We start from the raw sequence: 24,942 nt of genomic DNA, 5'->3' as shown, positions 1-24,942 counted from the left end.
ATCAGGAAAGGAGGAAGCCTGCATGAAATTCAAATGGGACGAATTTTTCGTAACTGGTGACCCATTAATTCTGGGCGCACAAGTTTCCATTGCGCTTTCAACCATTGCCATTATTTTTGTTCTGACTTACTTCAAAAAGTGGAAATGGCTGTGGTCTGAATGGATAACTACTGTTGACCATAAAAAACTCGGAATCATGTATATTATATCTGCTGTAATTATGTTATTCCGCGGCGGTGTCGACGGTCTGATGATGCGTGCCCAGCTAGCGCTTCCGAATAACAGTTTTTTAGACTCAAACCACTATAATGAAATTTTTACAACTCACGGTACAATCATGATCATCTTCATGGCGATGCCGTTCTTAATCGGTCTTATCAACGTTGTTGTGCCTCTTCAAATCGGTGCCCGCGACGTTGCGTTCCCTTACTTGAACAACCTGAGCTTCTGGACGTTCTTTGTAGGGGCGATGCTTTTCAATATTTCTTTCGTTATCGGAGGTTCTCCGAACGCAGGCTGGACGAGTTATATGCCGCTTGCAAGTAACGACATGAGCCCTGGGCCGGGTGAGAACTACTACCTCCTCGGACTTCAGATTGCCGGTATCGGTACCCTGATGACAGGGATCAACTTTATGGTAACAATCTTAAAAATGAGAACAAAAGGCATGACTTTAATGCGTATGCCAATGTTCACATGGACAACACTGATCACAATGGTTATTATCGTGTTTGCGTTCCCTGTACTTACAGTAGCATTAGCACTTTTATCATTTGATCGTTTGTTCGGCGCTCACTTTTTCACATTGGAAGCAGGCGGTATGCCGATGCTTTGGGCTAACTTGTTCTGGATTTGGGGACATCCTGAAGTATATATCGTTATTCTTCCGGCGTTTGGTATTTTCTCAGAAATCATCTCAAGCTTTGCAAGAAAACAATTGTTTGGTTACAAAGCGATGGTTGGTTCTATTATCGCCATCTCTGTATTGAGTTTCTTAGTTTGGACTCACCACTTCTTCACAATGGGGAACAGTGCGTCCGTTAACTCATTCTTCTCAATTACGACAATGGCAATCTCAATCCCAACCGGGGTTAAAATCTTTAACTGGCTCTTTACAATGTATAAAGGCCGAATCAGCTTTACAACACCTATGCTGTGGGCGCTTGCGTTCATTCCTAACTTCGTTATCGGCGGGGTTACAGGGGTTATGCTTGCGATGGCAGCAGCGGATTATCAATACCATAATACGTACTTCCTTGTATCTCACTTCCACTATGTGCTGATCGCGGGTACTGTATTTGCTTGTTTCGCCGGATTTATTTTCTGGTATCCAAAAATGTTCGGCCACAAGCTGAACGAAAGAATCGGAAAATGGTTCTTCTGGATCTTTATGATCGGGTTCAATATTTGTTTCTTCCCGCAATATTTCTTGGGGCTTCAAGGCATGCCTCGCCGTATTTACACATACGGACCGAATGACGGCTGGACAACATTGAACTTTATCTCAACAGTCGGAGCTTTCATGATGGGTGTAGGATTCTTAATCCTTTGCTATAACATCTACTACAGCTTCCGTTACTCTACTCGTGAAATCAGCGGAGATTCATGGGGTGTGGGACGTACGCTTGATTGGGCGACTTCTTCTGCGATTCCGCCGCATTACAACTTTGCGGTGCTTCCTGAAGTCAAATCTCAAGATGCATTCCTGCATATGAAAGAAGAAAAAACTGAATTATACCCTGAAAGTAAATTCAAGAAAATCCATATGCCAAGCAACTCAGGCAGACCGTTCTTTATGTCTGTTGCCTTCGGTCTTGCAGGCTTTGGACTTGTCTTTGAATGGTACTGGATGGGCGTAGTCGGATTGATCGGAGTCCTGCTCTGCATGGTTCTGCGTTCATTCGAATACGACAACGGCTACTACATTAGTGTTGATGAAATAAAAGAGACGGAAAGAAAGATTTCCGAATAAGGAGGCGTGAGTTATGGAACATGCAGAACACGGCAATTCTAACGCGCCTATGGAATATCAATCTGAAACCGGCAGACTTAATATTCTCGGGTTTTGGATCTTTTTAGGGGCAGAAATTGTGTTGTTCTCAACACTATTTGCAACCTTCTTCGTTCTTAAAAACAGAACAGCTGGAGGTGTCTTGCCAGACGAACTATTTGAAGTCAATCTGGTAATGATTATGACGTTCTTGCTGCTGATCAGCAGCTTTACCTGCGGGATCGCTGTTCATGAAATGCGCCGCGGAAGTTTAAAAGGCGTAGTCATTTGGACAATTATCACTCTTCTTCTCGGGGCCGGCTTCGTCGGATGCGAGATCAACGAGTTTGTTCACTATGTACATGAAGGAGCGGCTCTCAGTACAAGTGCGTTCTGGTCTGGATTCTTTGTTTTACTTGGAACTCACGGAACTCACGTAACAATCGGGATTTTCTGGATCACAGGAATTCTGATTCAGTTGAAGAAACGCGGCTTAACCCCGCAAACTTCATCTAAAATCTTTATCTCAAGCTTGTACTGGCACTTCTTAGATGTTGTATGGATTTTCATCTTTACAGGTGTCTATCTCATGGGATTGGGGGGTCTGTAAAATGGCAAACAAATCTGCTGAACACAGTCACTTTCCATGGAAACACATTGTAGGTTTTATCCTGTCTATCGTTTTGACCCTGCTGGCTCTATGGGTTGCAGTGTATACTGACCTGAGCTCATCAGCAAAACTTTGGATAATCTTCGGCTTCGCCTTCATTCAGGCGGCGCTGCAGCTTCTCATGTTCATGCATATGACAGAGAGCGAAAACGGCACGATCCAAGTCGGAAACACGCTGTTCGGATTCTTTGGCGCGATCGTTATCGTACTTGGATCCATCTGGATTTTCGCGGCTCACTATCACCATGGTGACCATATGGACGGAAATCCTCCTGGAGGCGCTGAACACTCAGAGCATTCAGGCCATAACGAATAATACAAAAACCCTCTTCATTGGAAGAGGGTTTTTTGCTGTCTTCAGCTGCTTCGCTTTCTGCGAAGATACGGAAGGCCGTAAATGATAAATGCGGCGATATGAGCGACAATGACGTTAACGGCAAACAAGATAATCATGAGAGTGTGTCCAAGTGGAGAAAGGCTTTCTGTTGCGTAAAAGAAGAAGAATACCCACATTAAAATGATTGGCGGAATAGCTGAGAGTGCGACTTTTTTGTTATCAAGCCAAATAAAGAGAGGCGTTGCGCTGGCAACCAGTAAGTAAGCAAAAAACATGTCCATCATACCCGTCTCCTTTCATTTTGTGATAACGTTTACAAAAATGAAATAGAGGAACTGAGTTGTGTCTGTTTTGTGATTGTTTTTTGAACATTCTGTTACAATTATTATACCATGTTTTCCAGAAATTGATACGTGTTTTTGCAGAAATGGACTGGATCTATCGTCTTATTTTTTTCGTTTAATGTGCTAGGAGAATGTATGGGCATGGGGCTCTGAATTTTTAGCTGTTTCTTATGAGGTATCACATTATTTGGGAACATAACACATTATCGCATTCGTTTTTTAACAAATTCTTTTGGTATGGCGTTTTTTTCATTTGAAAAGTTTTGTGTCAATCGAAACATTTCGGTTTATGATACGTCATATTTCGTGTAGCTGAAAAAGTGCCGCAAATGCTGAAAAAACATAAAAGGAAGCGAGCTTCACGTGTCATCTTGAACGTGGTTCATGTATAATAAACATTAGTGATTTTCCGATGAAAATGTAAGGCGGGATAGAATGAGTCGATATAAGAAACAGCAAAGCCCCTTTTATCAGGGGGATTTGATTTTTATATTTGGTGTGTTTTTTATTATAAGCGTAGTATCAATTTATGCTGCCGGTCAGTTTGGGCAGTATGGGAACACGGATTGGATTCAGCAAATTGTGTTTTATCTTTTGGGGGCTGTTGCCATTACAGTTCTTTTGTACTTTGATTTAGAACAGCTTGAAAAGTTAAGTTTATATATTTTTATCATTGGTATTTTATCTTTGATTATTCTTAAAATCAGTCCCGAGTCTATTGCACCTGTTATTAAAGGGGCAAAAAGTTGGTTTAGGATCGGTAGAATAACAATACAGCCGTCAGAGTTTATGAAGGTTGGTTTGATTATGATGCTTGCTTCAGTTATTGGAAAAGCTAATCCTAAAGGAGTTCGGACGCTTAGGGATGATATCCACTTGTTATTAAAGATTGCGGGTGTCGCAGTTATTCCTGTAGGTCTTATCTTGATGCAGGATGCTGGGACTGCGGGAATATGTATGTTTATCGTTCTTGTAATGGTTTTTATGTCAGGTATAAATTGGAAATTAATTGCGATCATAGCTGGTTCAGGTATCTTACTCATTTCATTAATTTTATTAGTAATGATAAACTTTCCTGACGTTGCTAAATCAGTTGGAATACAGGATTATCAAATTAAGCGGGTCACTTCTTGGGTGTCTGCTTCAAATGAGACACAGGAAGATTCAAATGACAGCTGGCAAGTTGACCAGGCCATCATGGCAATAGGATCTGGTGGTATTTTAGGTAATGGTATTTCTAATTTGAAGGTTTATGTTCCAGAGAGTACGACTGACTTTATCTTTTCTATAATAGGTGAGTCATTTGGCTTTATAGGCTGTGCAATTGTTGTCATCATGTTCTTCTTTTTAATCTACAGGCTTGTCGTTCTGATAGACAAAATACATCCGTTTAACCGTTTCGCTTCTTTCTTTTGCGTTGGCTATACGGCGTTAATTGTGATCCACACATTCCAGAATATCGGAATGAACATCGGCATTATGCCTGTTACCGGGATTCCGCTGCTGTTTGTCAGCTATGGGGGAAGCTCGACACTTTCCACGTTAATCGGATTTGGAATTGTATATAATGCAAGTGTGCAGCTGACGAAATACAGAAGTTATCTTTTTAATTCTTAATATGCAGACAGCCTTTACAGAGGCTGTCTTTTTTTGTGCAGAGCATTTCGCTTTTGAGATCACTTTTTTTCGGATATGATAAAAAGTGATAAGGAGGTTTTTGTGATGAATAACACAATCGAAACCATTTTGAATCATCGGTCAATCCGGTCTTTTACTGATCAGCTTTTGACAGCTGAAGAAATTGATACATTAGTGAAAAGTGCGCAGGCTGCGTCTACATCCAGCTATGTGCAGGCATATTCGATTATCGGAGTTTCTGATCCTGAGAAAAAACGTGAGCTGTCCGTGCTTGCTGGGAATCAGCCTTACGTTGAGAAGAACGGACACTTTTTTGTATTTTGTGCGGATTTGTACCGCCATCAAAAACTGGCTGAGGAAAAAGGTGAACATATTTCTGAGCTGCTCGAGAATACAGAAATGTTTATGGTTAGCTTAATTGATGCGGCGCTGGCAGCGCAAAATATGAGCATAGCCGCTGAATCCATGGGGCTTGGCATTTGCTATATCGGCGGCATTCGGAATGAACTGGACAAGGTGACAGAGGTGCTGCAAACGCCTGACCATGTGCTCCCGCTTTTCGGACTGGCAGTAGGCCATCCTGCGAACCTTTCCGGCAAAAAACCGAGATTGCCAAAGCAGGCCGTTTATCATGAGAATACGTATAATGTGAACACAGACGATTTCCGTCATACTATGAATACGTATGACAAAACCATTTCTGATTACTATAGAGAAAGAACAAACGGGCAGCGGGAAGAAACGTGGTCCGATCAAATACTGAACTTTATGAAGCAAAAGCCGCGTACGTATTTAAATGACTACGTGAAAGAAAAGGGCTTTAATAAAAACTAAAGCAAACCTCTCCGTCTGGAGGGGTTTTTATGTTTCACGTGTAACATATTCCGACAAATAGGGACAGGCTTTCACAAATAAATGGCGAATGATAGGGGACACTGATAAGCAGTGTGAGCGGCTTTGGAGAAAAAATAGGGGATCAGTGATACGATGAGGATGAGGTGGTAGGGATGGTTTCATTAAGTATATTAGATCAATCTCCAGTATCAGAGGGCAGCAATGCAGAAACGGCCTTACAGCAAACCGTTGCGCTTGCCCAAGCTGCTGAGGACCTTGGATATAAGAGATTTTGGGTTTCTGAGCATCACTTTTCAAAACGTCTAGCAGGGTCCAGTCCTGAGGTGCTAATCAGTCATATAGCAGCGAAAACAAAGCGAATCCGTGTTGGATCAGGAGGAGTCATGCTGCCGCATTACAGTGCTTATAAAGTAGCTGAAAACTTTCGTGTTCTGGAGGGGCTGACACCAGGAAGAATTGACCTGGGGCTTGGCAGAGCACCGGGGGGAATGCCGATTGCATCATGGGCGCTGAATGACGGCGGTAAGCGCAATGCTGATCAGTATCCGCAGCAAATTAAGGAGCTGACCATGTATTTGCATGATTTGACGGATGACAAACACCGTTTTCCGAATCTGACCGCTGCGCCGCATATTTCAACGGCTCCGGATGTGTGGCTGCTCGGCTCATCTGGAGAAAGCGCGCTGCTCGCAGCTGAATCTGGCGCTGGCTATATGTTTGCCCATTTTATCAATGGAGAGGGCGGAGAGGGTACTGTCAGACAGTATAAGAGGCGATTCAAACCATCTGTGTTAGGAGATACGCCTCGAGCGGCAGTTGCTGTTTTTGTTCTTTGTGCTGACACGGAGGAGAAAGCAGAGGAGCTTGGGGCTGTGCTTGATTTTACACTTTTGGCGGGAGAGCAGGGTATTCCTTTAGAGGGAGTTCCTCCGTATGAAGCTGTTCGGAAAAATACGTATTCTCCTTATGAACAGAGACGAATTGCTGATAATCGAAATCGAATGATTGTCGGTACGAAAGAACAGGTTAAGGAGCGGCTGCTAGCTTTGAGTAAAGCGTATGAAACAGAGGAAATCATGGTGGTGACCATCACGCATCATTTTGAAGATAAGCTCCGATCGTATCGATTATTGCAGGAGGCGTTTGCTGACTGATCTTTAAAAAGCCCTGCCGAATCGGCAGGGCTTTTTCTTATTCAACAGTGAAAGGTTCTTCGGTCAAAACCTGGCTTGACTTGCCTTTGTTCGCGGCATATGCGAGCAAGTAATACTCTCCGGCCGGAAGTTTGGTTCCGCCATTAATCGTGCCATCCCAGTCAAAGTACTGGTAACCTTTATCTTGGTTTTTATAAATGCCGGCTTGGCCTGCGAAATCAAGGTTGCTGTCATAGACGAGGAACGCCAGCTCTTCCGCTCCCGCAGGAAGGTAGGTTTCAATTTGATAGGTACCTTGTACAGACCCTTCGCTGACAGAGACAGATGTGACTCTCGGATAATCGGGCTCTTTCACAATCAGCAATGTAGGTACCTTAGCAACCGTTTTTCCGCCTTCTCTGACGATAACCGTTCCTTCATAGGTGCCAGCTTTTGTTTTCTTCGTATTGACCTTTACTTTTGCAGTGGCTTTCCCGGTTTGATGTGCCGGAATCACAACACGGCTTGTGCCGGATGTGGAGATGCCGCTGCCATTAAATGAGTATTCCAGTGTGTATGATTTTCTAATGGAAGATTGATTTTCAATCGTAAACGTTTCTTTTTTCGTTTCGTTTCCGTTTTCCTTCAAGAACGTGCCGTATGAATAGCTTCCAGGTGAGACGAGCGAATCTGCTTTGATTGCGTTCATGATTCTTGCGCTGCCTGCGCCTTGAGCGTTATGCGGATATACTTCCCCATCGCTATCCTTTAAAGTGACAGCGGTATTCATGATGGCGGCTTTAATCTGTTCAACGCTCCACTTTGGCTTGGCTTGTTTAATAACGGCAACCGCTCCGGCAATATGAGGCGATGCCATGCTTGTTCCTTGTTTTGATCCGTAGCCGTATGGATGGTCAGGATCGTGTGTTGGGATCGTGCTCACGATATTGACCCCTGGCGCGGAAATATCAGGCTTAATCATCCACGTATCCATAACAGGGCCGCGTGATGAGAAATCAGCCACTTGTTCACCGAGCGCTTTTGAGACCGTCAACTTGAATGTTGTTTTTGTCTCACCAGCTTTCAGGGCGCTGACGAGTTTTTCGCCGTCTTCTAATGAAAGCTTAATCGTTGGGACAGACATGCCTGGCACATTGGCTTCAATTTCTCCAGAGAGGTTGTTATACACAACCATGCCGACTGCACCGGCTTTTTTAGCGTTATCCGCTTTATCCACAAATGCAATGCTGCCTCGTTTGACAACGGCGACTTTGCCTGTCAGGTCTTTCCCTTCAAAATCCTTTGCTTCTCCGATTCCCGCTTCGACAAGCTCAACTTCTTTGTTATTGAGCGCTTTGACGTCGTCCTCCTTGTTATAGCCCATCACTTTTGCTGAAGAGTAGGAGCCGAATGTGACGGCGTATTCATTGAGCGGCAGCTGAGTCGCACCGACAGAAATCGCTTCTCTTGATGTGCCCGGCGATCCGACTGTCCAGCCGTTCGGTCCGCTGTTGCCGTTTGAGGTAACAGCGACAACGCCTTCTGACATGGCCCAGTCAAGCGCTGTGCTTGTCGCCCAGTCCGGGTTGTTTAAAGAGTTTCCGAGAGACAGGTTCATCACATCTGCTCCGTCCTGCACTGCACGTTCCACACCGGCGATGACGTTTTCCGTTGTGCCGCTTCCGCCAGGCCCTAACACACGATAAGCAAGAAGTGTTGCATCAGGCGCTACGCCTTTAATTGTTCCGTTTGCAGCCACAGTTCCGGCTACGTGTGTGCCGTGGTCAGTCGCTCCGCCCCTCGGATCGCCTGTTGGTGTTTCTTTTGGATCGTAATCATTGTCCACAAAATCGTATCCTTTATATTGTCCAAAGTTTTTCTTCAGATCTGGGTGATTGTATTCAACCCCAGTGTCAATAATCGCCACCTTGATGCCTTTTCCTGTGTAGCCTAAATCCCATGCATCGTTTGCTCCGATATAAGGCGCACTGTCATCCATTTGCGGAGATACGGCGTCTTCGGAGATTGTGACGTCTTTATCCTTCATATTGTCTGTTTTATATGTGACGTTCGGGTACACTGCCTTAACGTCTTTTACCGCGAGAAGTTTTGGAATCTCATTAGCTGGAAGCTTCATAGAGAAGCCTGAGAATACCTGCTCATATTCCCGGTTTACTTTTCCGTTTTTCACCGCTTTGATTGCTTTGTTTTTTGCTTTTGTGCGAGCGGTTTTCAGCTTGCTTTTCGATTGGCTTTCTCCCGCTTCCTTCGCTTCTGCCAAGGATTTTTCTTTTAATTCCACTATAACGGTTGTTTTTTTGCTTGTCGTCATGTCGATATCACCGAATACCTCGGCTTTTTCCAGATCAGCCGACGTTTTTGAAGAAGCCGGAGCTGCCTGGACGCCCGTAATACCTGTGGATAACGCAAAAAATAAGACGAAACTTACAAGCAGAAAGCGAATGATCCCCTTTTTCAATGTGTTTCCCCCTTTGTATTTAGAAAAAATGTGAAAGATCTAGTATATATTTCTTGAAAATTCAAAAAAATCCTTGTGTCATTTGGACCATTTATTGGATTTTGTTTGTGTATAACGAAGGAGTTATACACAGAACCCTGTGCATAAGTGAATAAACCTGTGTATATATATAGTTAGGAATATACGTTCGTATACAAAATATAGATAGAGTTTGTGGACATGTGGATATCTCTTGTGATTAAGTTGTTCTTATCTTTGGGATAACTTGTGTATAAAGTTTTCAAAGCGGTTCTCCAATTTTCATTTCAATTCTTTCAGCTTTCAACAAAACTTCTAAAAACTAGTTGGTTTTTTCACTCATATTGTGACAAAGAATTCTCTTTCCACGGTCTATCATAGAGTCATGAGTTTTGCTAGAGCCGCTAGTTTGCGAGAAAAGAAATCGGCCGTCTTTTCTTGCGGGCTGCGGCTGAGAAAACGGGCTGCTAAAAAGGCTGCCTGCCAAAAAGAAGCGGAGGGATGTTTTTCTATGAAACGTTTGCTTGTATCTTTACGGGTGTGGATGGTCTTTTTGATGAACTGGGTGACGCCGGACAGAAAAACTGCGGCTGCCGCGGTCTATTCGGCTCAGCGTACATACCAAAGAAAGGCGGCTGTGCAGGCCGCAGGACTCGTTTCGTTTTATGAGTGGCGGATGGCTGTGAATGAGGAAGAAAAGCAGAAAGCGAAAGCCGCCGCGCTTTATAAAAGAAGATGTTTGCAAGCCTTCAAGGAATCGCCAAAGCAGGAGAGAGCGGGCCCGTATCTTTACATGGCGGTCAAAAGGAGGTAAAATCCCAGTCAAAAGCAAATTGGCGGGAGAGATAACCTCTTGAAAATCTATAAAGTATTAAACAATAATGCGGCTTTAATAAAAGAGGATGATCAGGAAAAAATCGTGATGGGGCCGGGAATCGCTTTTCAAAAAAAGAAAAATGATCTCATCCCTATGAATAAAGTGGAAAAGATCTTTGTCGTGCGCGACGAGAATGAAAAGTTCAAACAAATCCTGCAAACACTGCCGGAGGAGCATATAGAAATAGCTGAGGATATCATCAGCTATGCGGAAGGAGAGCTCGCGGCGCCGCTGAGCGATCACATTCATATCGCGCTTTCCGACCATTTGTCCTTTGCGATCGAAAGGATTCAAAATGGGCTGCTTGTGCAGAATAAATTGCTGCATGAGATAAAGGCGCTCTATAAAAAAGAATACGAGATCGGCTTGTGGGCGATCGGACATGTAAAAGAGACATTGGGCGTGTCTCTGCCTGAAGATGAAGCGGGTTATATTGCCCTTCACATCCATACGGCGAAGATGGATGCGGAGAGCATGTATTCAGCGCTGAAGCATACGACCATGATCAAAGAAATGATAGAGAAAATAGAACAATACTTTAATCGAAAGGTGGATGAAAACAGCATTTCCTATCAACGCCTTGTCACGCATTTGCGATACGCGGTCAGCCGGTTGGAATCAAATGAAGCGCTCCATCGTATGGACGAGGAGATGCTTTATTTCATCCAAAAAAAGTATTCATTCGCCTATCAATGTGCGCTGGAGCTGGCGGAGTTTTTGAAAAATGAATATCAATTACATTTGCCGGAATCCGAGGCCGGCTATATCACGCTGCATGTCCAGCGTCTTCAAGATCTCTCGGAATAACCGATTTGACTTGCAGGGAGTGATCTCTGGAAGTTTTTTTATTGATCAGGATTCAGTGTGTAGTACATCCAGCCCATCATGACTATTCCCGCGGTCAGATTGCCGAGCGTAACGGGAATTAAGTTTCTGACTGCTCCCATCAGTGTCACTGTATCAGGGTGCTCGATCAAAAGCGAGATGGCGAATGTGCACATATTGGCAATGCTGTGTTCAAAGCCGGAAATAAAGAAGCAGAAAACGAATAGCATCATGGTAAAAAGCTTTGCTCCTTCCCCTTTGAGAGACATTGGAATGAAAAAGGCGAGGCACACAAGCCAATTGCACAGCATTCCTCTGAAAAACAATTCGGAAGCCGGCGGCTCCATTTTGTGCTCTGCCAAATGAATCAAAAAGGAATGAACAGAAGGCTCCTCAAAAAGTCCCGTCGCGCTGATCAGGATGGCAAACAGAATGGCGCCGATTAAATTGCCGGCATAGCTTGACATCCACAAGTACAGGGTGTTGCGCCAGCTGAGTTTTTTCCGGAGCGCGGTATAGGTGAAATAAAAGGTGTTGCCGGTAAATAAATCTCCGCCTCCGTAAGCAATCATCAGAATAGCGGCCCCGAAAGTGACAGCGGCTGCCGGAAAGGCAAACGGAGAATCAGCCATAAAGAAATAGCTGCCTGTTTTGCTTGCGGCTGTAATGCCAAAACCAATAAACATACTGGCCAAAATGGACCGAAGCACATAACGGATTTTGCTTGAAGCGAATATGTTTTGTTTTTTCAAAGCATACTGTTCAACCTTTTGTAATGCTTGAGTTTCCATTGTCTTTTCCTGCTTTCTTTCATGATTGAGCATAGTATAGCACGATATTGTGAAGTATTTCACAATTAATTTTTACGAATTTTTGTCTACATGTTTTATCAAACTATTTAACTAAAAAAATAGTTGACGAAAACGCTGTCATGATTTATGATGAAAGCGTATTCTTGATCTGAATAAGCGGGATTGTGACTGGTAAAGCAGGCAAGACCTAAAATTTGCGTAAATGAAAAAGGATCGCTGTGTCCTTTATTCGTTGGCGAATTTTAGGTCTTTTTTGTTTAAATAAAAGGGGGAGAAATAGATGGATTACAAAGAGACTGCAAAACGCCTCATTGAGCTTCTCGGAGGGAAAGAAAATATCATCAGCGCGGCTCATTGTGCAACAAGACTGCGTTTAGTGATGAAAGATGAATCAAAGATAGATCAAGCACAAGTAGAAGAGCTTGATGGCGTTAAAGGGGCTTTCAGCAGCTCTGGCCAGTACCAGATCATTTTCGGAACAGGCCTTGTGAATAAAGTATTCGATGCTTTTTCTAAAGAAGCTGATATTGAGCGTGAGGAACACGTCAATCATCAGGATGCGGCAAAAGAAAAGCTGAATCCCGCTGCGAGATTTGCGAAAACGCTTTCTAATATTTTTGTTCCAATCATCCCGGCTATTGTAGCCAGCGGCCTATTAATGGGATTGCTGGGTATGATCAATGCGTTTCATTGGATGAGCAAGGATTCTGCGCTTTTGCAGCTGCTTGATATGTTTTCAAGTGCAGCATTCATTTTCTTGCCGATTCTAATCGGGGTCAGCGCTTCAAAAGAGTTTGGCAGCAATCCATACTTGGGAGCGGTCATCGGGGGAATCATGATTCATCCGACTCTTTTAAATCCATGGGGATTGGCGGAAGCGACACCTGATTACATGCATCTTTTCGGATTTGATATCGCGCTTCTCGGCTACCAGGGAACTGTTATCCCTGTCCTGCTTGCGGTGTATGTGATGAGCAAGGTAGAGAAATGGACGAGAAAAGTGGTTCCACATGCGGTGGATTTGCTTGTTACACCATTTGTTACTGTGATTGTCACCGGGTTTGTTGCTTTTATCGCGATTGGCCCTCTGGGCAGAGCGCTTGGCTCCGGCATTACGGTTGCTTTAACTTATGTGTATGACCATGCCGGTTTTGTTGCGGGCCTGATTTTCGGGGGCACGTATTCACTCATCGTGCTGACAGGCGTTCATCATAGCTTCCATGCGATTGAGGCTGGGCTTATTGCAGATATAGGAAAAAACTACTTGCTGCCGATCTGGTCAATGGCGAATGTCGCACAGGGCGGGGCAGGTCTTGCCGTCTTCTTTATGGCGAAAAAGGCAAAGACAAAAGAAATCGCGCTTCCGGCAGCATTTTCCGCTTTTCTCGGCATTACTGAGCCCGTCATATTCGGAGTCAATCTTCGCTACCGAAAACCGTTTATCGCCGCGATGATCGGAGGCGCATTGGGTGGAGCATATGTCGTCTTTACACATGTAGCTGCAAACGCTTACGGGTTAACGGGAATTCCGATGATCGCCATTGCTGCGCCGTTTGGCATGGGCAACTTGATCAACTATCTGATTGGCATGGCGATTGCGGCAGTGTCAGCGTTCATTGCAGCATTTGTCATGAAGATTAATGAGGATGAGGAGAGGAAAAAATGACAGCACATGACCAGGATCTTCGTCGCCGGGCTTATGAAGAAGTGGAGAAAAAAGAGCCCATCGCTAACAGCGATCCGCACCGCCAGCATTTTCATATCATGCCGCCGGTTGGGCTGCTGAATGACCCGAATGGCGTGATTTATTGGAAGGGCAGCTATCATGTATTCTTTCAGTGGCAGCCGTTTCAGACGGGGCACGGCGCAAAATTTTGGGGGCATTATACGACACAGGATGTTGTGAATTGGAAGCGGGAAGAGATTGCGCTGGCTCCGAGTGATTGGTTTGATAAAAACGGCTGCTACTCGGGCAGCGCTGTCACGAAAGACGATCGGCTCTATCTGTTTTACACAGGAAATGTCAGGGATCAGGATGGAAATCGGGAAACGTATCAATGCCTTGCTGTTTCTGACGACGGGCTGTCCTTTGAGAAAAAGGGTGTTGTCGCCCGCCTTCCGGAAGGATATACGGCGCATTTTCGCGATCCGAAGGTATGGGAGCATGAAGGCACATGGTATATGGTGATTGGTGCGCAAACAGAGAATTTGAAAGGGCAGGCTGTATTGTTTGCTTCTGATAACCTGAGTGAGTGGAGATTTCTTGGCCCGATAACCGGCGCGGGCTTCAACGGGCTGGACGATTTTGGATACATGTGGGAATGCCCTGATTTGTTTTCCCTTCAAGGATCGGACGTGCTGATTGTTTCGCCTCAAGGGCTTGAGGCTGACGGTTTCCGTTATCAGAACGTATATCAATCAGGTTATTTTGTCGGCCGTCTCGATTATAACAAGCCTGAACTGAAGCATGGTGAATTTACGGAGCTTGATCAAGGTTTTGATTTTTACGCGCCGCAAACACTTGAAGACGATCAGGGAAGGCGGATTTTGTTTGCATGGATGGCGGTGCCTGACCAGGATGAAGGATCCCATCCGACGATTGACTATCACTGGATTCACTGCATGACGCTGCCGAGACAGCTGACAATATCAGGCGAGAAGCTGATTCAGCAGCCGCTGCCTGAGCTGAAAGCCATGCGCAGAAATGAGAAAAAAATACACATCAATATGCATGGATCATCTGGTACGCTTCCAGTGGAAAACCCTGAAAGAGCTGAGATTCTGCTGGAAGACATTCATACGGAGTCTGGCTTTTCAATCAGTATCCGCGGAACGGCTACGTTTTCCTTCCAAAAAGACGAGGGGATTGTTACGCTGGAACGAAAGAGCTTTGACGGAAAAAGAACAGAAGCGAGACATTGCCACATCAAGGATTTGCATACCGTACACATGTTTCTCGACGCGTCATCTGTGGAAATCTTTATCAATAACGGAGAAGAGGTCTTTAGTGCGAGATATTTTCCTTTCCCGGGAAATCATGAAGTAACAGCCAGTTCGACCGGGAAATCTGAAATGAATGTCGGAATTTGGACACTTATGTAGAAAATCCTTCTATTTTCTTATGTGAAATCTGAGCCATCTGTGCTATTCTTCAACGATAACCTACTATTTTTTTCTGTAAAAGGAGTTGTTTTCTTGAATATACATGAACAGAAGATAACACCGGAATGTTTGGAAAAGGCTGCTAACCAAGTTGAAGATAAGCGAGAAGAATATAAGGATGTGCTGCTTCAGCTGAAAAAAATGCTTGGCGGAACAACGCCGCACAGTGAAACGGCGGAAATTCTCACGCGGGCATATGAACAAATGAAGGAATATGCACTTTTTGTTCAGTCGATAGAAACATTTTTGAGGAAATCTGCAAACAATTTAAAAATCAAATAAACAGGCTGCCGATGGGATCGGCAGTTTTTTCTGTGAAAAGTCTTCGGTGATTTAAAAAGGGCTGCCTCTTTGTAAGGCAGCCCCTTTTGTTTATGATTGTTGATTCAGGCGCAGTGCAGAATGCTTCGTAGGACCAACATACTGGTTTAGCGGGAAGGATTCTTTAATGGCCGCTGTGATGAATTCTTTCGCTGCGTAAATGGCTTCTTTGACTTCCGCACCTTTGGCGAGCTCCGCTGTCACGGCTGCTGAGAACGTACAGCCTGCGCCATGTGTATAAGGCGTATCGATCATTTCGCTTTCAAGGACTTCCGCTGTTACTCCGTCATAGAGAACATCAACGGCTTTCTCATGTTTGAGTTTGCCTCCGCCTGTAATGACGACATATTGAGCGCCGAGTGCGTGAATTTTTTTCGCGGCTTCGATCATATCGTCAACTGTTTTTAGTTCATCCATGCCGCTGAGCTGGCTGGCTTCAAACAAGTTTGGCGTAATGACAGTGGCTAGCGGAGCCAATTGCTCACGCAGGGCTTGGGCGTGCTCCGGATAAAGGACTTCATTAGCACCTTTGCAAACCATAACCGGGTCAATTACCACATTTTTTAATTGTTTTTCTTTGATCGTTTTTGCTGCAAGCTCGATAATATCAACGGTTGGCAGCATTCCTGTTTTCATGGCGTCCACACCGATGCCGTCCGTAATTGTTGCAAGCTGGGCGCGGATTGTATCAGTATCGATCGGGAATACCTGATGGTCCCAGCTGTTGTTTGGGTCCATCGCAACGATCACCGTTAAGGCGGTCATCCCGTATACGTTTTTTTCTTGAAATGTTTTTAAATCAGCTTGAATCCCAGCACCGCCGCTGGAATCTGAGCCGGCAATGGTGAGTGCTTTGTGCATAGACATGTCTTGAACCTCCATCATGTTTTGTCTTTCATTATAGTTAGATTTTCTCTGTATCACAATATAGAAGATCTATAGGAATCATTTGACAATCTCAACGGGCTTTCGTAAAATGCTACATAAGAAAACTAGGTAGGGGTTTTGAGATGTTAAATCGTGAGCTGGTTAAGGGAAGCACGGTTATATTGGTATTGACGCTTCTGAACGAGCGGCCGATGTACGGCTATGAGCTTGTAAAAGAAATGGGAAGCCGCAGCGGAAACGAGCTGCAGATGAAAGAAGGGACCTTGTATCCTTCTCTTCACAAGCTTGAACGCCAAGGATATATTTCTTCCTACTGGGAGAAGCAGGAGAAAGGACCGGACCGCAAATATTACCGGATTACAGACGAAGGCAAAGAAGTGCTGGCGGAACGCACGAAGGAATGGAGCGTATTTTCAGCCATGATGGACCGAATACTGAAGTGGAGCGGACAAAATGGATAAAGAAACATATGTATCCGAAATCAAAAGCGGGCTTAAAGGGCTTCCTGAAGGCGAGGCAATGATAGAAGAGATTGAGAGCCATATTGAACATCATCTGTTTTGCTCTTTTCAGGAAGGAAAGAGTGAGGAGGAAGCTATGCAGACTTTATTGCAGGCGTTTGGAACACCAACTGACATTGTTTCTTCGTTTAAGAAAATACAGCCAGTAACGTTCCGTGCGTTTTTGATGTTCCATCTTTTCTGTAACAGTGCCCTATTCGCTGTCGGCATTGCGATTACAATAATGCATGTATGGCTTGAATCACCGTTTGTTCAAGCAGTATGGAAAGGCATTTCTGTTTCTGTTTGGCTGATCTTAGCTGCATATATGATCTACTGGGTGCTGATTGGGTATCAAGGCGTGAAGGAGTTTGGAAAACGCGGAGAAAAGCTTGTTCTACATACGATTCTGATCTCAATGGTGCCAAACGTCATTTTTATGCTTGTTTTTCTATTCAATGTAATTCCTGCTGCGCTGTTTCAATCCTTGTTGACACCTTGGTTTGTTGGAACTTGTGCTATTGCAACGCTGTTATTTCCGTTATTTGGCCGAATGGGCTGTTATATTGGCAGGCGTCAGCTTGCCTGATTTTTTAGGTATATACATAGAATTTCTATGTAAAGGATGTGTATGTCGTGAGGATTAGCTCTTGTTTATATGGTTTTGTAGCTCATGGGGCAGTATTTTTGTTTACTGGTGGCTGCATGCTCTTGGCTATGGCAGCCAGCTTGCCTTTTGTTTTTCTGCTTGATCGGCTGCCTGATGTCGTCTTTACAGCAGGTGCCATTCTTACGCTGCTATGTTCATATGCTTATGTCTGGTTTTGGGCGGTCCGATTTGCATATAACCAGAAAATGCGCCTGTTTGAGGTTCAATTGGGGTCCTTTGTGTTGCTAGCCCTCATGATATCTTTGTTTTTATTGGATGGATCTAGTATGAAAGACATCATGATGAATTGGGACGATGCAGGCTGTGCTTTTGTGCCGCCGGCTTTTACATTTTTGTGTCTTTCTTATGCACTGGTGCTGCTGCCGGTCTATCAATCTAAGCTGTGGCGTCTTATCCTTCCGAATGGCGTCCGCATGAAATATATCTTTCATGTCTTTGGAGATCTGATGCTGATCATGGTGCTTCTGATCGGAGCCACTTTGCTGTTTCTATCATTGTAGTATGCCGTTTCAGTAGGATATTCCCACTGATCTCCCGTCCAATATATGTTTTAATAGTACATGACTATGAAAATGAGAAGGAGAGCATCATGAAGATTTCTATCGTAATTGTGACCTATAATCGGATTCCGGCTCTGTGTGAGCTTTTGGAGTCGATTTCCCGCCAGACCTTGAAGCCGTATGAAATTATTATTGTGAATGATGCCGGTGAATCGGTCGTGCCAGTCAAAGCACTGTATCCGGAGCTACCGATTGCTGTCATCAATTTAGAAAAGAACTCGGGGCATGTGGCTGCGAGAAATGCCGGTGTAAAAGAGGCGTCTGGGGATTGCATTATGCTGTGTGATGACGATGATTTCTTTACGCCAGGGCATATCGAGAAAATGGCAAAGGAAATAGAAACGGCAGACTTCGTTCATTCTGATGCGGAAATAGTTTCGTTTGAAGAGAAAAACGGAACAAGGTATCCAGTGTCACGGAAATTGTTTGCTTATACCGCTGACTATGAGGATATGAGAGTGTTTTCTACATACGTGCCGTCGGGCAGCATGTACAGACGTTTTCTGCATGATGAAATCGGGTATTTCGATGCTGATGTGCACAATTACTGGGATTGGGATTTTTATCTGCGCGCAGCCAAGGATTACCGGGTGAAGCGTGTCCCTTGCGCCAGTGTGATTTATGCCTTCAGTGACGTGGGAGACAATCAGTCTGCGGACCTTGGCGCCAAGCGGAAGCAATATTTGGATCGTTTAAGTGAAAAGCACGGACTCGGGGAGCTGCCGACGAAAAACTTTGCCGTCCTGCTTGAAGAGCCTGAGATGAAGAGGCGGGAAGCAAAAAGTGAAATGGTTTGGGATGGCGAGCCTGTCTATTCCAGACTTCATCGTTCGTAAGGAGGCCTGAATCTTGAAACAGCTTTTACAAGACAGCTGGTGGAATCAGCTAAAGGAAGAGTTTGAGAAACCGTATTATCAAGAGCTCAGAGAGATGCTGAAGCAGGAATACGCGGAGCAAACGATTTATCCGGACAGCCGGGATATTTTCAACGCGCTGCATTATACATCATATGATGATGTCAAGGTCGTCATTTTGGGTCAAGATCCGTATCACGGGCCGGGACAGGCTCAAGGTTTAAGCTTCTCTGTCAAGCCCGGTGTAAAGCAGCCGCCTTCGTTAAAAAATATCTTTCTTGAGCTGCAGCAGGACATCGGGTGCAGCATCCCGAATCACGGGTCGCTTGTGAGCTGGGCAAAGCAAGGTGTTCTTTTGCTGAATACTGTGCTGACAGTAAGGCGCGGACAGGCGAATTCCCATAAGGGAAAAGGCTGGGAGCGACTGACGGACCGAATTATTGACGTGCTGAATGAAAGGGAGCGGCCGGTTATCTTTATTTTGTGGGGACGGCATGCTCAAATGAAAAAAGAACGGATCGACACGTCCAAGCATTTTATCATTGAATCGACGCATCCCAGCCCGTTTTCTGCGAGAAACGGATTTTTCGGGAGCAGACCGTTTTCCCGGGCGAATGCCTATTTGGAGAAAATGGGAGAGGCGCCGATTGATTGGTGTATTAAGGATTTGTAAAAAGCGCAGGTGATCTGCGCTTTTTTATTTGAGTATTTTTCGAATCATTCGCAGCCCGTTTTTGGAGGAAGGATAACGAAATGCGAAGTCGAAGCGGTTCGTTTGTTTGACGACGCTTTTTTTGTGCGTGAATGTGTTAAAACTGTCAAAGCCGTGATAGCTGCCGATGCCGCTTTCCCCGACGCCGCCGAATGGCAAATACGGCGTCGCCACATGCATTAAAGTATCATTGACACAGCCCCCGCCAAACGACAGATTTCCTAAAACAGCGCGCTCAATTTCTTTGTTTGTGGTGAAGAGATACAGGGCGAGCGGCTTAGGGCGCGATTGGACTTTCTCAATGACTTCCCCGATATTGCGGTATGTAAAGAGCGGAAGAATCGGCCCGAAAATCTCTTCCTGCATCACTGGAGAGTCATCCCTCACTTGTTCGAGAATGGTCGGCGCAATTTTGTGATGATCAGGATCAGATTGTCCGCCTGTGAGTGGGATGCCGTCATTCAGAAAGCTGAGCAGCCGCTGATAGTGCCGTTCACTGACGATTTTGCCATACTGCAGATTCCGTTCCGGCTGAGGGCCGTAAAATTCTCTGATTGCATGCTTCATTTCTTCTGCCAGCTTCGTTTTGATGTCCTCGTGGACAAATAAATAATCCGGTGCGATGCAGGTTTGTCCCGCATTTGTAAATTTCCCGAAAACAATGCGTTTGGCGGCAAGCCGTATGTCAGCATCTTTATGGACGATGCAGGGGCTTTTGCCGCCGAGCTCCAAGGTTACGGGAATTAATTGTTTGGCGGCGGCCTCCATGACGACTTTTCCCACGGCTACGCTGCCGGTAAAGAAGATGTAGTCAAAGGGCTGCTGTAATAATGCTGTGCTGACATCAGGCCCGCCTTCCGCCATAGCGACATAATCACTTGGAAAAACGCTGCTGATGAGTTTCGAAAGTGCAGCGGAAACAGCCGGCGTATATTCTGATGGCTTCAGAACGACCGTGTTACCCGCCGCAATGGCTCCAATCAACGGAGAAAGCGCCAGCTGCAAGGGATAGTTCCAAGGCGCAATCACCAAAACGGTTCCATACGGCTCAGGGATAATGATGCTTTTGGAGCCTAGATGAGTCAGCGGCGTTTTGACTCGTTTCGGCTTGGACCATTTTCTCAGCCGATTCATGACAAAGCTGATTTCCTCCAAGACGATTCCGATTTCTGTTGAGTATGCTTCTTGCTCGGATTTGTGGAGATCCTGGTAGAGAGCGGCTATGAGATCGGCTTCATGAGTTCTGACGGCTTGTTTCAGCTTCCGCAAAATGTTCAGTCTCGATTCAAGCGGTCTCGTATGTCCCGCCGCAAAATAGGCTTTATGCTTGCTGATGATAGAGGGGATGCTGTTCATTCCGTTTCTCCTTTTTGTAAGGTATGGTGATTTATTATGTGAAAAATCTCTTCTGCTTGTCAATCGTGAAAGGTTTGTCAGAAAAAATAACAAACTCATATCTGCGTTTACAGCAGGAATTTGATAAAATGCAGGAAGACAACATTTATTTTTTTGGAGGGTGCTTCATGAACATTCATATATCTGCTTTGATTCAAAAGATGGAAGAAGAGCTGAAAAAAGCAAAAACGGCTGAACGGGATGAGGAGCTGAAGCGTTATGTAGCGGTTGTCCGTTCTCTGTGTGATGTCGTGCTTGATCAGCCGGAGAACGCGAGCGCGCCCCGCATACAGCCGAGCGTTACGCCAAGTCCCGCCGCGCCGCCATCGACAGACCAGCTGATGATGGAAAAAATGATGGGGAGCGCGGGATTAAACAAATATCGAAAGCAAGAAAAAGAGAAGCAGGAAGAGGATGGAAACGGAGAGTCTTTATTTGATTTTTAAAGAGAGAGGTTGAGCTTACGTGAAATTGGTTCTTGGCGCGCTGCAATGGACAGCGTTTATTATTGCTGCGGCGATTGTTGTTCCGGTGGCGGTTGCCCAGTCGTTTCATCTGGATCACTCAGATTCTGCAAGATTGATTCAAAGCACTTTTTTTGTACTGGGAATTGCCGCCGTCATTCAGTGTTTGAAAGGCCACAGACTGCCGATCAATGAAAGCCCAGCCGGCTTGTGGTGGGGAGTGTATACGATTTACGCAGGGCTGACGGGAACTGTGTTTGCGACATATGGAGACACACTGCGGGGTTTGCAGGGAGCTCTTCTTGTAAGCGCTGTATGTTTCTTTTTGTTAAGTGTTTTCAAGGTCATTGACAGACTTGCAAAATTGTTTACTCCGGTTGTAACGGGCGTCTATTTATTGCTTCTTGTCATGCAGCTGAGTCAGCCCATTATAAAAGGAATTCTCGGAATCGGTTATCGACAGGACGGGGTGGACGGTCTTGTATTTGGCCTGGCGCTTGTTGTGATCGCTGCCGCTTTTATAATGACAAATTCGAACATCATGTTTTTTAAGCAATATTCTATTTTATTAGCCTTGTTCGGCGGGTGGGTGCTGTTTGCGGCTGCCGGAGCCGCAAAGCCGATTGAAATGCCGGACCGGCTGTTTCAGCTGCCTTCCCTGTTTCCTTTTGGGACCCCGTTATTTAACAGCGGCCTGATCATCACTTCTATTTTTATTACCATCTTGCTGATCGTGAATATGCTGGCGAGCATGAAGGTCGTGGACATCGCCGTGAAAAAATTCAGCAAACAGCCTGATGGAAAGCATCATGAACGCCATGCCGGTTTTGCCGCTTCATTCAGCCATCTGCTTAGCGGTTTGACGGGAGCTATTGCGCCTGTTCCGATTTCGGGAGCCGCGGGTTTTATTGAAACGACCAAAATGCCTTCTAAAAAACCGTTTATGCTCGGCAGTATTCTGGTTATCGTGATCAGCGTAATCCCGTTTTTTATGAATACGTTTGCGAGCCTGCCGTCACCCGTTGGATTTGCGGTGAATTTTGTTGTGTTCTCCGCAATGGGCGGTCTGGCCTTTGCCGAATTTGATTCATATGAGAAAGAAGAATCAAAAAGGGTGAGATCTATCATCGGCATCTCGCTGCTGACAGGGGTCGGTATTATGTTTGTTCCCGAAACTGCGTTAAAGGGATTGCATCCGGTATTTATTTCTCTATTAAGCAACGGGCTCGTATTAGGGACGCTTGCTGCAATAGCTGCTGACCAGTTCCAGCTTTGGCGCAGGAGAAAATCCGACAATCTCGTGTCAACGGAGAACAAACATTGAATTTTGGTGCAGGTGCGATAAGATAAATGATATGAGTTTAACGAAAAGGCGGGAGAGATAGATGAAAGTTTTTATCATATTAGGGGCCATTAACGCCCTGCTTGCTGTGGGACTCGGAGCATTCGGCGCTCACGGATTAGAAGGGAAAATACCTGATAAATATCTTCAGGTTTGGCACACAGGCGTGCAGTATCATATGTATCACGCCCTTGGGCTTTTCGTTGTCGCGTTTCTGGCTGATAAATTATCCGGCATAGGCAGTGTCACGACAGCCGGCTGGCTGATGTTTGCGGGAATTGTGCTGTTTTCCGGAAGCTTATATATTCTAAGTGTGACGCAAATCTCCATTCTTGGAGCGATCACCCCGCTCGGCGGTGTGGCGTTTATTATTTCTTGGATTATGATCGTGGTCGCAGCCGTCAAATATCTATAAACAAAAAAGCCAATCCTCATCATATGAGTGATTGGCTTTTTTCTTATCTTGGCGAATAGGACGCCATGGAATATGGATACGTATAAGCAATTTCTTCATCAAATGTAATGTAATCGAGGTAGATTGTCAGGAGCAGGTAGCGTGTTCCTGATTTCGGGTCGCTGATAATAATGTGATCCCGGCCTGCAGCTTCGATGACGCCGCGAAAAATCTTCGAGCCCCATTCCTTGCTGTTTTCAAATGTCATATAAATGGTGGCCGTTTTTCCCCGATTCAGGCGCAAAATATTCTCGATGTAAGATTCCTCAACAGGCAGCATGCCGGGAACGCTTTGGCCCGGTCCTGACGGTGTAGGCCCCGATGGAATTTGAAAACCGCCGCCCTGCTGCTGGCCCGGGAATCCAAATCCCTGCTGTCCTTGTTGTCCTTGCTGTCCCTGCTGCATTGGCATCATTGGCTGCATCCCCATTGGCTGCATTTGTGAGCCTTGGCCTTGCTGCGGGTACGGGTTGGCGCCAAACTGAGGCTGATACCCCTGCATATTATCAAATGCCTGCATTTGCTGATATTGATTTTTTTTCGGTTTCATATCGTTCCTCCTTTTTATGAAAACCATTCAAAACATGTTCTGGATGTATAGGTGAACGCTCCGCGATGACTCACCTCCGATGGAAAACGATCTTAGTCGCTGGTGCGATTTTTATCTCTTTCACCTTATGAGGCTGATGCTTGGATTATGCTGAAAAAGAACAGCGGACCGATCAGATTTCGCTCTGGGCAGCCGCTGTTTTTCATAGACATACACAAACTTTTCGCATATTGGTTTGTATCCCTAGCGCAACTTGAGCATAAGCAACATAAGATAACGATAGTTTCAGGTGTGAAGTTCCAAGAAGGAGGTGTAGGATTTGCCTAAAGTATCAGTCATTATGACGAGCTATAACAAAAGCGATTATGTGGCAAAGTCCATTTCTAGCATACTCTCACAAACGTTTTCAGATTTTGAATTGTTTATTATGGATGACAACTCCAATGAAGAGACGCTGAATGTAATCCGTCCTTTTTTGAATGATAACCGAGTGCGTTTTTATCAAAGCGATATATCTGGAGTGAAGGAAAGAACAGAAAAAACGAGATACGCGGCACTGATCAATCAGGCGATTGATATGGCGGAGGGTGAATATATCACCTATGCGACGGATGACAACATCTATATGCCGGACCGCCTCCTGAAAATGGTGCGGGAGCTCGATACCCATCCTGAAAAGGCTGTGATTTACTCAGCCTCCAAAACCTATCATTTAAACGAGAATTGCGACATTGTAAAAGAAACTGTCAGGCCTGCCGCTCAAGTGACATGGAACGCACCGTGCGCAATTGATCATTGCTCGGTGATGCACAGGTATTCGGTGCTTGAGAAGGTAAAGGAGAAGTTTGGCTCCTATTGGGATGAAAGCCCGGCGTTTTACCGTATAGGAGATGCGCGGTTCTTTTGGAGAGTCAATCATTTTTATCCGTTTTACCCACTGGATGAGGAGCTGGACCTGAATTATATTACCGACCAATCGATTCACTTTCAGCTGTTTGAATCAGAAAAAAATGAATTTGTCAGGAACCTTCCTCCGCAGCGAAATTGCCGAGAGCTGCGTGAATCATTAAAAAAGCTTGGAATGGGGTGAGA

At 45.1% G+C, this 24,942-nt stretch carries 26 protein-coding genes; 20 read left to right on the top strand and 6 right to left on the bottom strand.

All coding sequences use genetic code 11. The features are described from left to right. Positions 1-22: 22 nt before the first annotated feature. Genes qoxB through qoxD form a run of 3 tightly spaced genes read left to right on the top strand, consistent with a single transcriptional unit; the run spans position 23 to position 2,976 of the window. Positions 23-1,972 carry a cytochrome aa3 quinol oxidase subunit I gene (gene qoxB, locus MKX71_RS19700; RefSeq protein ID WP_003227407.1) on the top strand — a complete coding sequence of 650 codons (1,950 nt, stop codon included), beginning with the start codon at positions 23-25 and terminating at the stop codon, positions 1,970-1,972. Positions 1,973-1,985: 13 nt separating this feature from the next. After that, the gene (gene qoxC / locus MKX71_RS19695; RefSeq protein ID WP_003227409.1) at positions 1,986-2,600 is read left to right on the top strand and encodes a cytochrome aa3 quinol oxidase subunit III; all 615 of its coding nucleotides are present in this window, start codon (positions 1,986-1,988) and stop codon (positions 2,598-2,600) included. Position 2,601: 1 nt separating this feature from the next. Continuing rightward, entirely contained in the window at positions 2,602-2,976 is a 375-nt protein-coding gene (gene qoxD / locus MKX71_RS19690) for a cytochrome aa3 quinol oxidase subunit IV (protein WP_003227410.1), read from the top strand. 41 nt (positions 2,977-3,017) lie between these two features. Here the strand turns inward: qoxD and ywcE are convergent, their stop codons facing one another. Further along, positions 3,018-3,281: a spore morphogenesis/germination protein YwcE gene (gene ywcE, locus MKX71_RS19685; RefSeq protein ID WP_003227411.1), complete on the bottom strand. Its 264-nt coding sequence runs from the start codon at positions 3,279-3,281 to the stop codon at positions 3,018-3,020. A gap of 495 nt (positions 3,282-3,776) precedes the next feature. On the opposite strand from ywcE, the gene rodA reads away from it, so the two are divergent. From rodA to MKX71_RS19670, 3 genes are all read left to right on the top strand, one after another. Continuing rightward, a complete protein-coding gene (rodA, locus tag MKX71_RS19680; RefSeq protein ID WP_003227413.1) occupies positions 3,777-4,958 on the top strand; it encodes a cell shape-determining peptidoglycan glycosyltransferase RodA in 1,182 nt (393 codons plus the stop codon). 105 nt (positions 4,959-5,063) lie between these two features. Continuing rightward, positions 5,064-5,813, top strand: a complete 750-nt coding sequence (gene nfsA, locus MKX71_RS19675) for an oxygen-insensitive NADPH nitroreductase (protein WP_017696211.1) — start codon at positions 5,064-5,066, stop codon at positions 5,811-5,813. Between the two features lie 173 nt (positions 5,814-5,986). Further along, the gene (locus tag MKX71_RS19670) at positions 5,987-6,988 is read left to right on the top strand and encodes an LLM class flavin-dependent oxidoreductase (protein WP_116315726.1); all 1,002 of its coding nucleotides are present in this window, start codon (positions 5,987-5,989) and stop codon (positions 6,986-6,988) included. A 37-nt stretch (positions 6,989-7,025) separates the two neighbouring features. On the opposite strand, the gene vpr is transcribed toward MKX71_RS19670, so the two are convergent. Then, positions 7,026-9,446: a serine protease Vpr gene (gene vpr / locus MKX71_RS19665; protein WP_339231525.1), complete on the bottom strand. Its 2,421-nt coding sequence runs from the start codon at positions 9,444-9,446 to the stop codon at positions 7,026-7,028. 529 nt (positions 9,447-9,975) lie between these two features. On the opposite strand from vpr, the gene MKX71_RS19660 reads away from it, so the two are divergent. Both MKX71_RS19660 and sacT read left to right on the top strand, forming a co-directional pair. After that, positions 9,976-10,278: a hypothetical protein gene (locus MKX71_RS19660; protein WP_015250947.1), complete on the top strand. Its 303-nt coding sequence runs from the start codon at positions 9,976-9,978 to the stop codon at positions 10,276-10,278. Between the two features lie 39 nt (positions 10,279-10,317). Then, positions 10,318-11,148 (top strand): sac operon transcriptional antiterminator SacT, encoded by an 831-nt coding sequence (sacT, locus tag MKX71_RS19655; protein ID WP_003227423.1) that lies wholly within the window; start codon positions 10,318-10,320, stop codon positions 11,146-11,148. Positions 11,149-11,186: 38 nt separating this feature from the next. Here the strand turns inward: sacT and MKX71_RS19650 are convergent, their stop codons facing one another. Then, on the bottom strand, positions 11,187-11,957 hold the full coding sequence (locus MKX71_RS19650; RefSeq protein WP_015250948.1) for a formate/nitrite transporter family protein: 771 nt from the start codon (positions 11,955-11,957) through the stop codon (positions 11,187-11,189). Between the two features lie 301 nt (positions 11,958-12,258). Here MKX71_RS19650 and scrA point away from each other — a divergent pair, with 301 nt between their 5' ends. The 3 genes from scrA to MKX71_RS19635 all read left to right on the top strand — a co-directional run bounded on the left by scrA (position 12,259) and on the right by MKX71_RS19635 (position 15,422). Next, positions 12,259-13,644 carry a PTS system sucrose transporter subunit IIBC gene (gene scrA, locus MKX71_RS19645; RefSeq protein ID WP_038429820.1) on the top strand — a complete coding sequence of 462 codons (1,386 nt, stop codon included), beginning with the start codon at positions 12,259-12,261 and terminating at the stop codon, positions 13,642-13,644. After that, a complete protein-coding gene (gene sacA / locus MKX71_RS19640; protein ID WP_339231524.1) occupies positions 13,641-15,080 on the top strand; it encodes a sucrose-6-phosphate hydrolase in 1,440 nt (479 codons plus the stop codon). The genes scrA and sacA overlap by 4 nt, the downstream gene beginning before the upstream one ends. A 93-nt stretch (positions 15,081-15,173) precedes the next feature. Next, entirely contained in the window at positions 15,174-15,422 is a 249-nt protein-coding gene (locus MKX71_RS19635) for a hypothetical protein (protein WP_003243437.1), read from the top strand. A 90-nt stretch (positions 15,423-15,512) separates the two neighbouring features. On the opposite strand, the gene MKX71_RS19630 is transcribed toward MKX71_RS19635, so the two are convergent. Further along, a complete protein-coding gene (locus MKX71_RS19630; RefSeq protein ID WP_339231523.1) occupies positions 15,513-16,328 on the bottom strand; it encodes a bifunctional hydroxymethylpyrimidine kinase/phosphomethylpyrimidine kinase in 816 nt (271 codons plus the stop codon). A 143-nt stretch (positions 16,329-16,471) separates the two neighbouring features. On the opposite strand from MKX71_RS19630, the gene MKX71_RS19625 reads away from it, so the two are divergent. From MKX71_RS19625 to MKX71_RS19605, 5 genes are all read left to right on the top strand, one after another. Then, positions 16,472-16,810, top strand: coding sequence for a PadR family transcriptional regulator (locus MKX71_RS19625; protein ID WP_003227432.1), 339 nt, complete (start codon positions 16,472-16,474; stop codon positions 16,808-16,810). Continuing rightward, positions 16,803-17,438 carry a permease prefix domain 1-containing protein gene (locus MKX71_RS19620; RefSeq protein ID WP_048654800.1) on the top strand — a complete coding sequence of 212 codons (636 nt, stop codon included), beginning with the start codon at positions 16,803-16,805 and terminating at the stop codon, positions 17,436-17,438. Before MKX71_RS19625 ends, MKX71_RS19620 begins: the two co-directional genes overlap by 8 nt. A 47-nt stretch (positions 17,439-17,485) precedes the next feature. Beyond that, complete coding sequence (locus MKX71_RS19615) at positions 17,486-18,019, top strand: hypothetical protein (protein WP_339231521.1); 534 nt, start codon at positions 17,486-17,488, stop codon at positions 18,017-18,019. Between the two features lie 89 nt (positions 18,020-18,108). Continuing rightward, the gene (locus MKX71_RS19610; protein ID WP_029318667.1) at positions 18,109-18,915 is read left to right on the top strand and encodes a glycosyltransferase family 2 protein; all 807 of its coding nucleotides are present in this window, start codon (positions 18,109-18,111) and stop codon (positions 18,913-18,915) included. Positions 18,916-18,928: 13 nt separating this feature from the next. Then, complete coding sequence (locus tag MKX71_RS19605) at positions 18,929-19,606, top strand: uracil-DNA glycosylase (RefSeq protein ID WP_339231519.1); 678 nt, start codon at positions 18,929-18,931, stop codon at positions 19,604-19,606. Between the two features lie 24 nt (positions 19,607-19,630). Here MKX71_RS19605 and MKX71_RS19600 read toward each other — a convergent pair whose 3' ends face one another. Further along, positions 19,631-21,001, bottom strand: a complete 1,371-nt coding sequence (locus MKX71_RS19600; protein WP_339231518.1) for an aldehyde dehydrogenase — start codon at positions 20,999-21,001, stop codon at positions 19,631-19,633. Between the two features lie 167 nt (positions 21,002-21,168). Here MKX71_RS19600 and MKX71_RS19595 point away from each other — a divergent pair, with 167 nt between their 5' ends. The 3 genes from MKX71_RS19595 (at position 21,169) to MKX71_RS19585 (ending at position 23,261) form a co-directional block, all read left to right on the top strand. Next, the gene (locus MKX71_RS19595) at positions 21,169-21,486 is read left to right on the top strand and encodes a YwdI family protein (RefSeq protein WP_003243806.1); all 318 of its coding nucleotides are present in this window, start codon (positions 21,169-21,171) and stop codon (positions 21,484-21,486) included. A 19-nt stretch (positions 21,487-21,505) separates the two neighbouring features. After that, on the top strand, positions 21,506-22,828 hold the full coding sequence (locus MKX71_RS19590) for a purine/pyrimidine permease (protein ID WP_015384975.1): 1,323 nt from the start codon (positions 21,506-21,508) through the stop codon (positions 22,826-22,828). 61 nt (positions 22,829-22,889) lie between these two features. Then, complete coding sequence (locus MKX71_RS19585; RefSeq protein ID WP_003227446.1) at positions 22,890-23,261, top strand: DUF423 domain-containing protein; 372 nt, start codon at positions 22,890-22,892, stop codon at positions 23,259-23,261. Positions 23,262-23,304: 43 nt separating this feature from the next. Here MKX71_RS19585 and gerQ read toward each other — a convergent pair whose 3' ends face one another. After that, entirely contained in the window at positions 23,305-23,850 is a 546-nt protein-coding gene (gene gerQ / locus MKX71_RS19580) for a spore coat protein GerQ (RefSeq protein ID WP_014481253.1), read from the bottom strand. 319 nt (positions 23,851-24,169) lie between these two features. On the opposite strand from gerQ, the gene spsA reads away from it, so the two are divergent. Further along, a complete protein-coding gene (gene spsA / locus MKX71_RS19575) occupies positions 24,170-24,940 on the top strand; it encodes a spore coat dTDP-glycosyltransferase SpsA (protein ID WP_041850390.1) in 771 nt (256 codons plus the stop codon). The last annotated feature ends 2 nt before the right edge of the window (positions 24,941-24,942 follow it).

This window comes from Bacillus sp. FSL M8-0071 (assembly GCF_037975455.1).
Lineage (GTDB): Bacteria > Bacillota > Bacilli > Bacillales > Bacillaceae > Bacillus > Bacillus subtilis.
Note: the sequence above shows the minus strand (reverse complement) of the source record. Positions and strands in the feature narration are given on the sequence as shown.

What these genes read in the sequence shown, in the direction of transcription:
- ywcE (WP_003227411.1), bottom strand. Translation starts at nt 3,281, where the DNA reads ATGATGGACATGTTTTTTGCTTACTTACTGGTTGCCAGCGCAACGCCT.
- MKX71_RS19660 (WP_015250947.1), top strand. Translation starts at nt 9,976, where the DNA reads ATGAAACGTTTGCTTGTATCTTTACGGGTGTGGATGGTCTTTTTGATG.
- MKX71_RS19585 (WP_003227446.1), top strand. Translation starts at nt 22,890, where the DNA reads ATGAAAGTTTTTATCATATTAGGGGCCATTAACGCCCTGCTTGCTGTG.
- MKX71_RS19595 (WP_003243806.1), top strand. Translation starts at nt 21,169, where the DNA reads ATGAACATTCATATATCTGCTTTGATTCAAAAGATGGAAGAAGAGCTG.
- MKX71_RS19610 (WP_029318667.1), top strand. Translation starts at nt 18,109, where the DNA reads ATGAAGATTTCTATCGTAATTGTGACCTATAATCGGATTCCGGCTCTG.
- scrA (WP_038429820.1), top strand. Translation starts at nt 12,259, where the DNA reads ATGGATTACAAAGAGACTGCAAAACGCCTCATTGAGCTTCTCGGAGGG.
- MKX71_RS19600 (WP_339231518.1), bottom strand. Translation starts at nt 21,001, where the DNA reads ATGAACAGCATCCCCTCTATCATCAGCAAGCATAAAGCCTATTTTGCG.
- MKX71_RS19670 (WP_116315726.1), top strand. Translation starts at nt 5,987, where the DNA reads ATGGTTTCATTAAGTATATTAGATCAATCTCCAGTATCAGAGGGCAGC.
- gerQ (WP_014481253.1), bottom strand. Translation starts at nt 23,850, where the DNA reads ATGAAACCGAAAAAAAATCAATATCAGCAAATGCAGGCATTTGATAAT.
- MKX71_RS19620 (WP_048654800.1), top strand. Translation starts at nt 16,803, where the DNA reads ATGGATAAAGAAACATATGTATCCGAAATCAAAAGCGGGCTTAAAGGG.
- nfsA (WP_017696211.1), top strand. Translation starts at nt 5,064, where the DNA reads ATGAATAACACAATCGAAACCATTTTGAATCATCGGTCAATCCGGTCT.
- MKX71_RS19625 (WP_003227432.1), top strand. Translation starts at nt 16,472, where the DNA reads ATGTTAAATCGTGAGCTGGTTAAGGGAAGCACGGTTATATTGGTATTG.
- rodA (WP_003227413.1), top strand. Translation starts at nt 3,777, where the DNA reads ATGAGTCGATATAAGAAACAGCAAAGCCCCTTTTATCAGGGGGATTTG.
- MKX71_RS19630 (WP_339231523.1), bottom strand. Translation starts at nt 16,328, where the DNA reads ATGTCTATGCACAAAGCACTCACCATTGCCGGCTCAGATTCCAGCGGC.
- qoxC (WP_003227409.1), top strand. Translation starts at nt 1,986, where the DNA reads ATGGAACATGCAGAACACGGCAATTCTAACGCGCCTATGGAATATCAA.
- sacA (WP_339231524.1), top strand. Translation starts at nt 13,641, where the DNA reads ATGACAGCACATGACCAGGATCTTCGTCGCCGGGCTTATGAAGAAGTG.
- MKX71_RS19650 (WP_015250948.1), bottom strand. Translation starts at nt 11,957, where the DNA reads ATGGAAACTCAAGCATTACAAAAGGTTGAACAGTATGCTTTGAAAAAA.
- qoxD (WP_003227410.1), top strand. Translation starts at nt 2,602, where the DNA reads ATGGCAAACAAATCTGCTGAACACAGTCACTTTCCATGGAAACACATT.
- qoxB (WP_003227407.1), top strand. Translation starts at nt 23, where the DNA reads ATGAAATTCAAATGGGACGAATTTTTCGTAACTGGTGACCCATTAATT.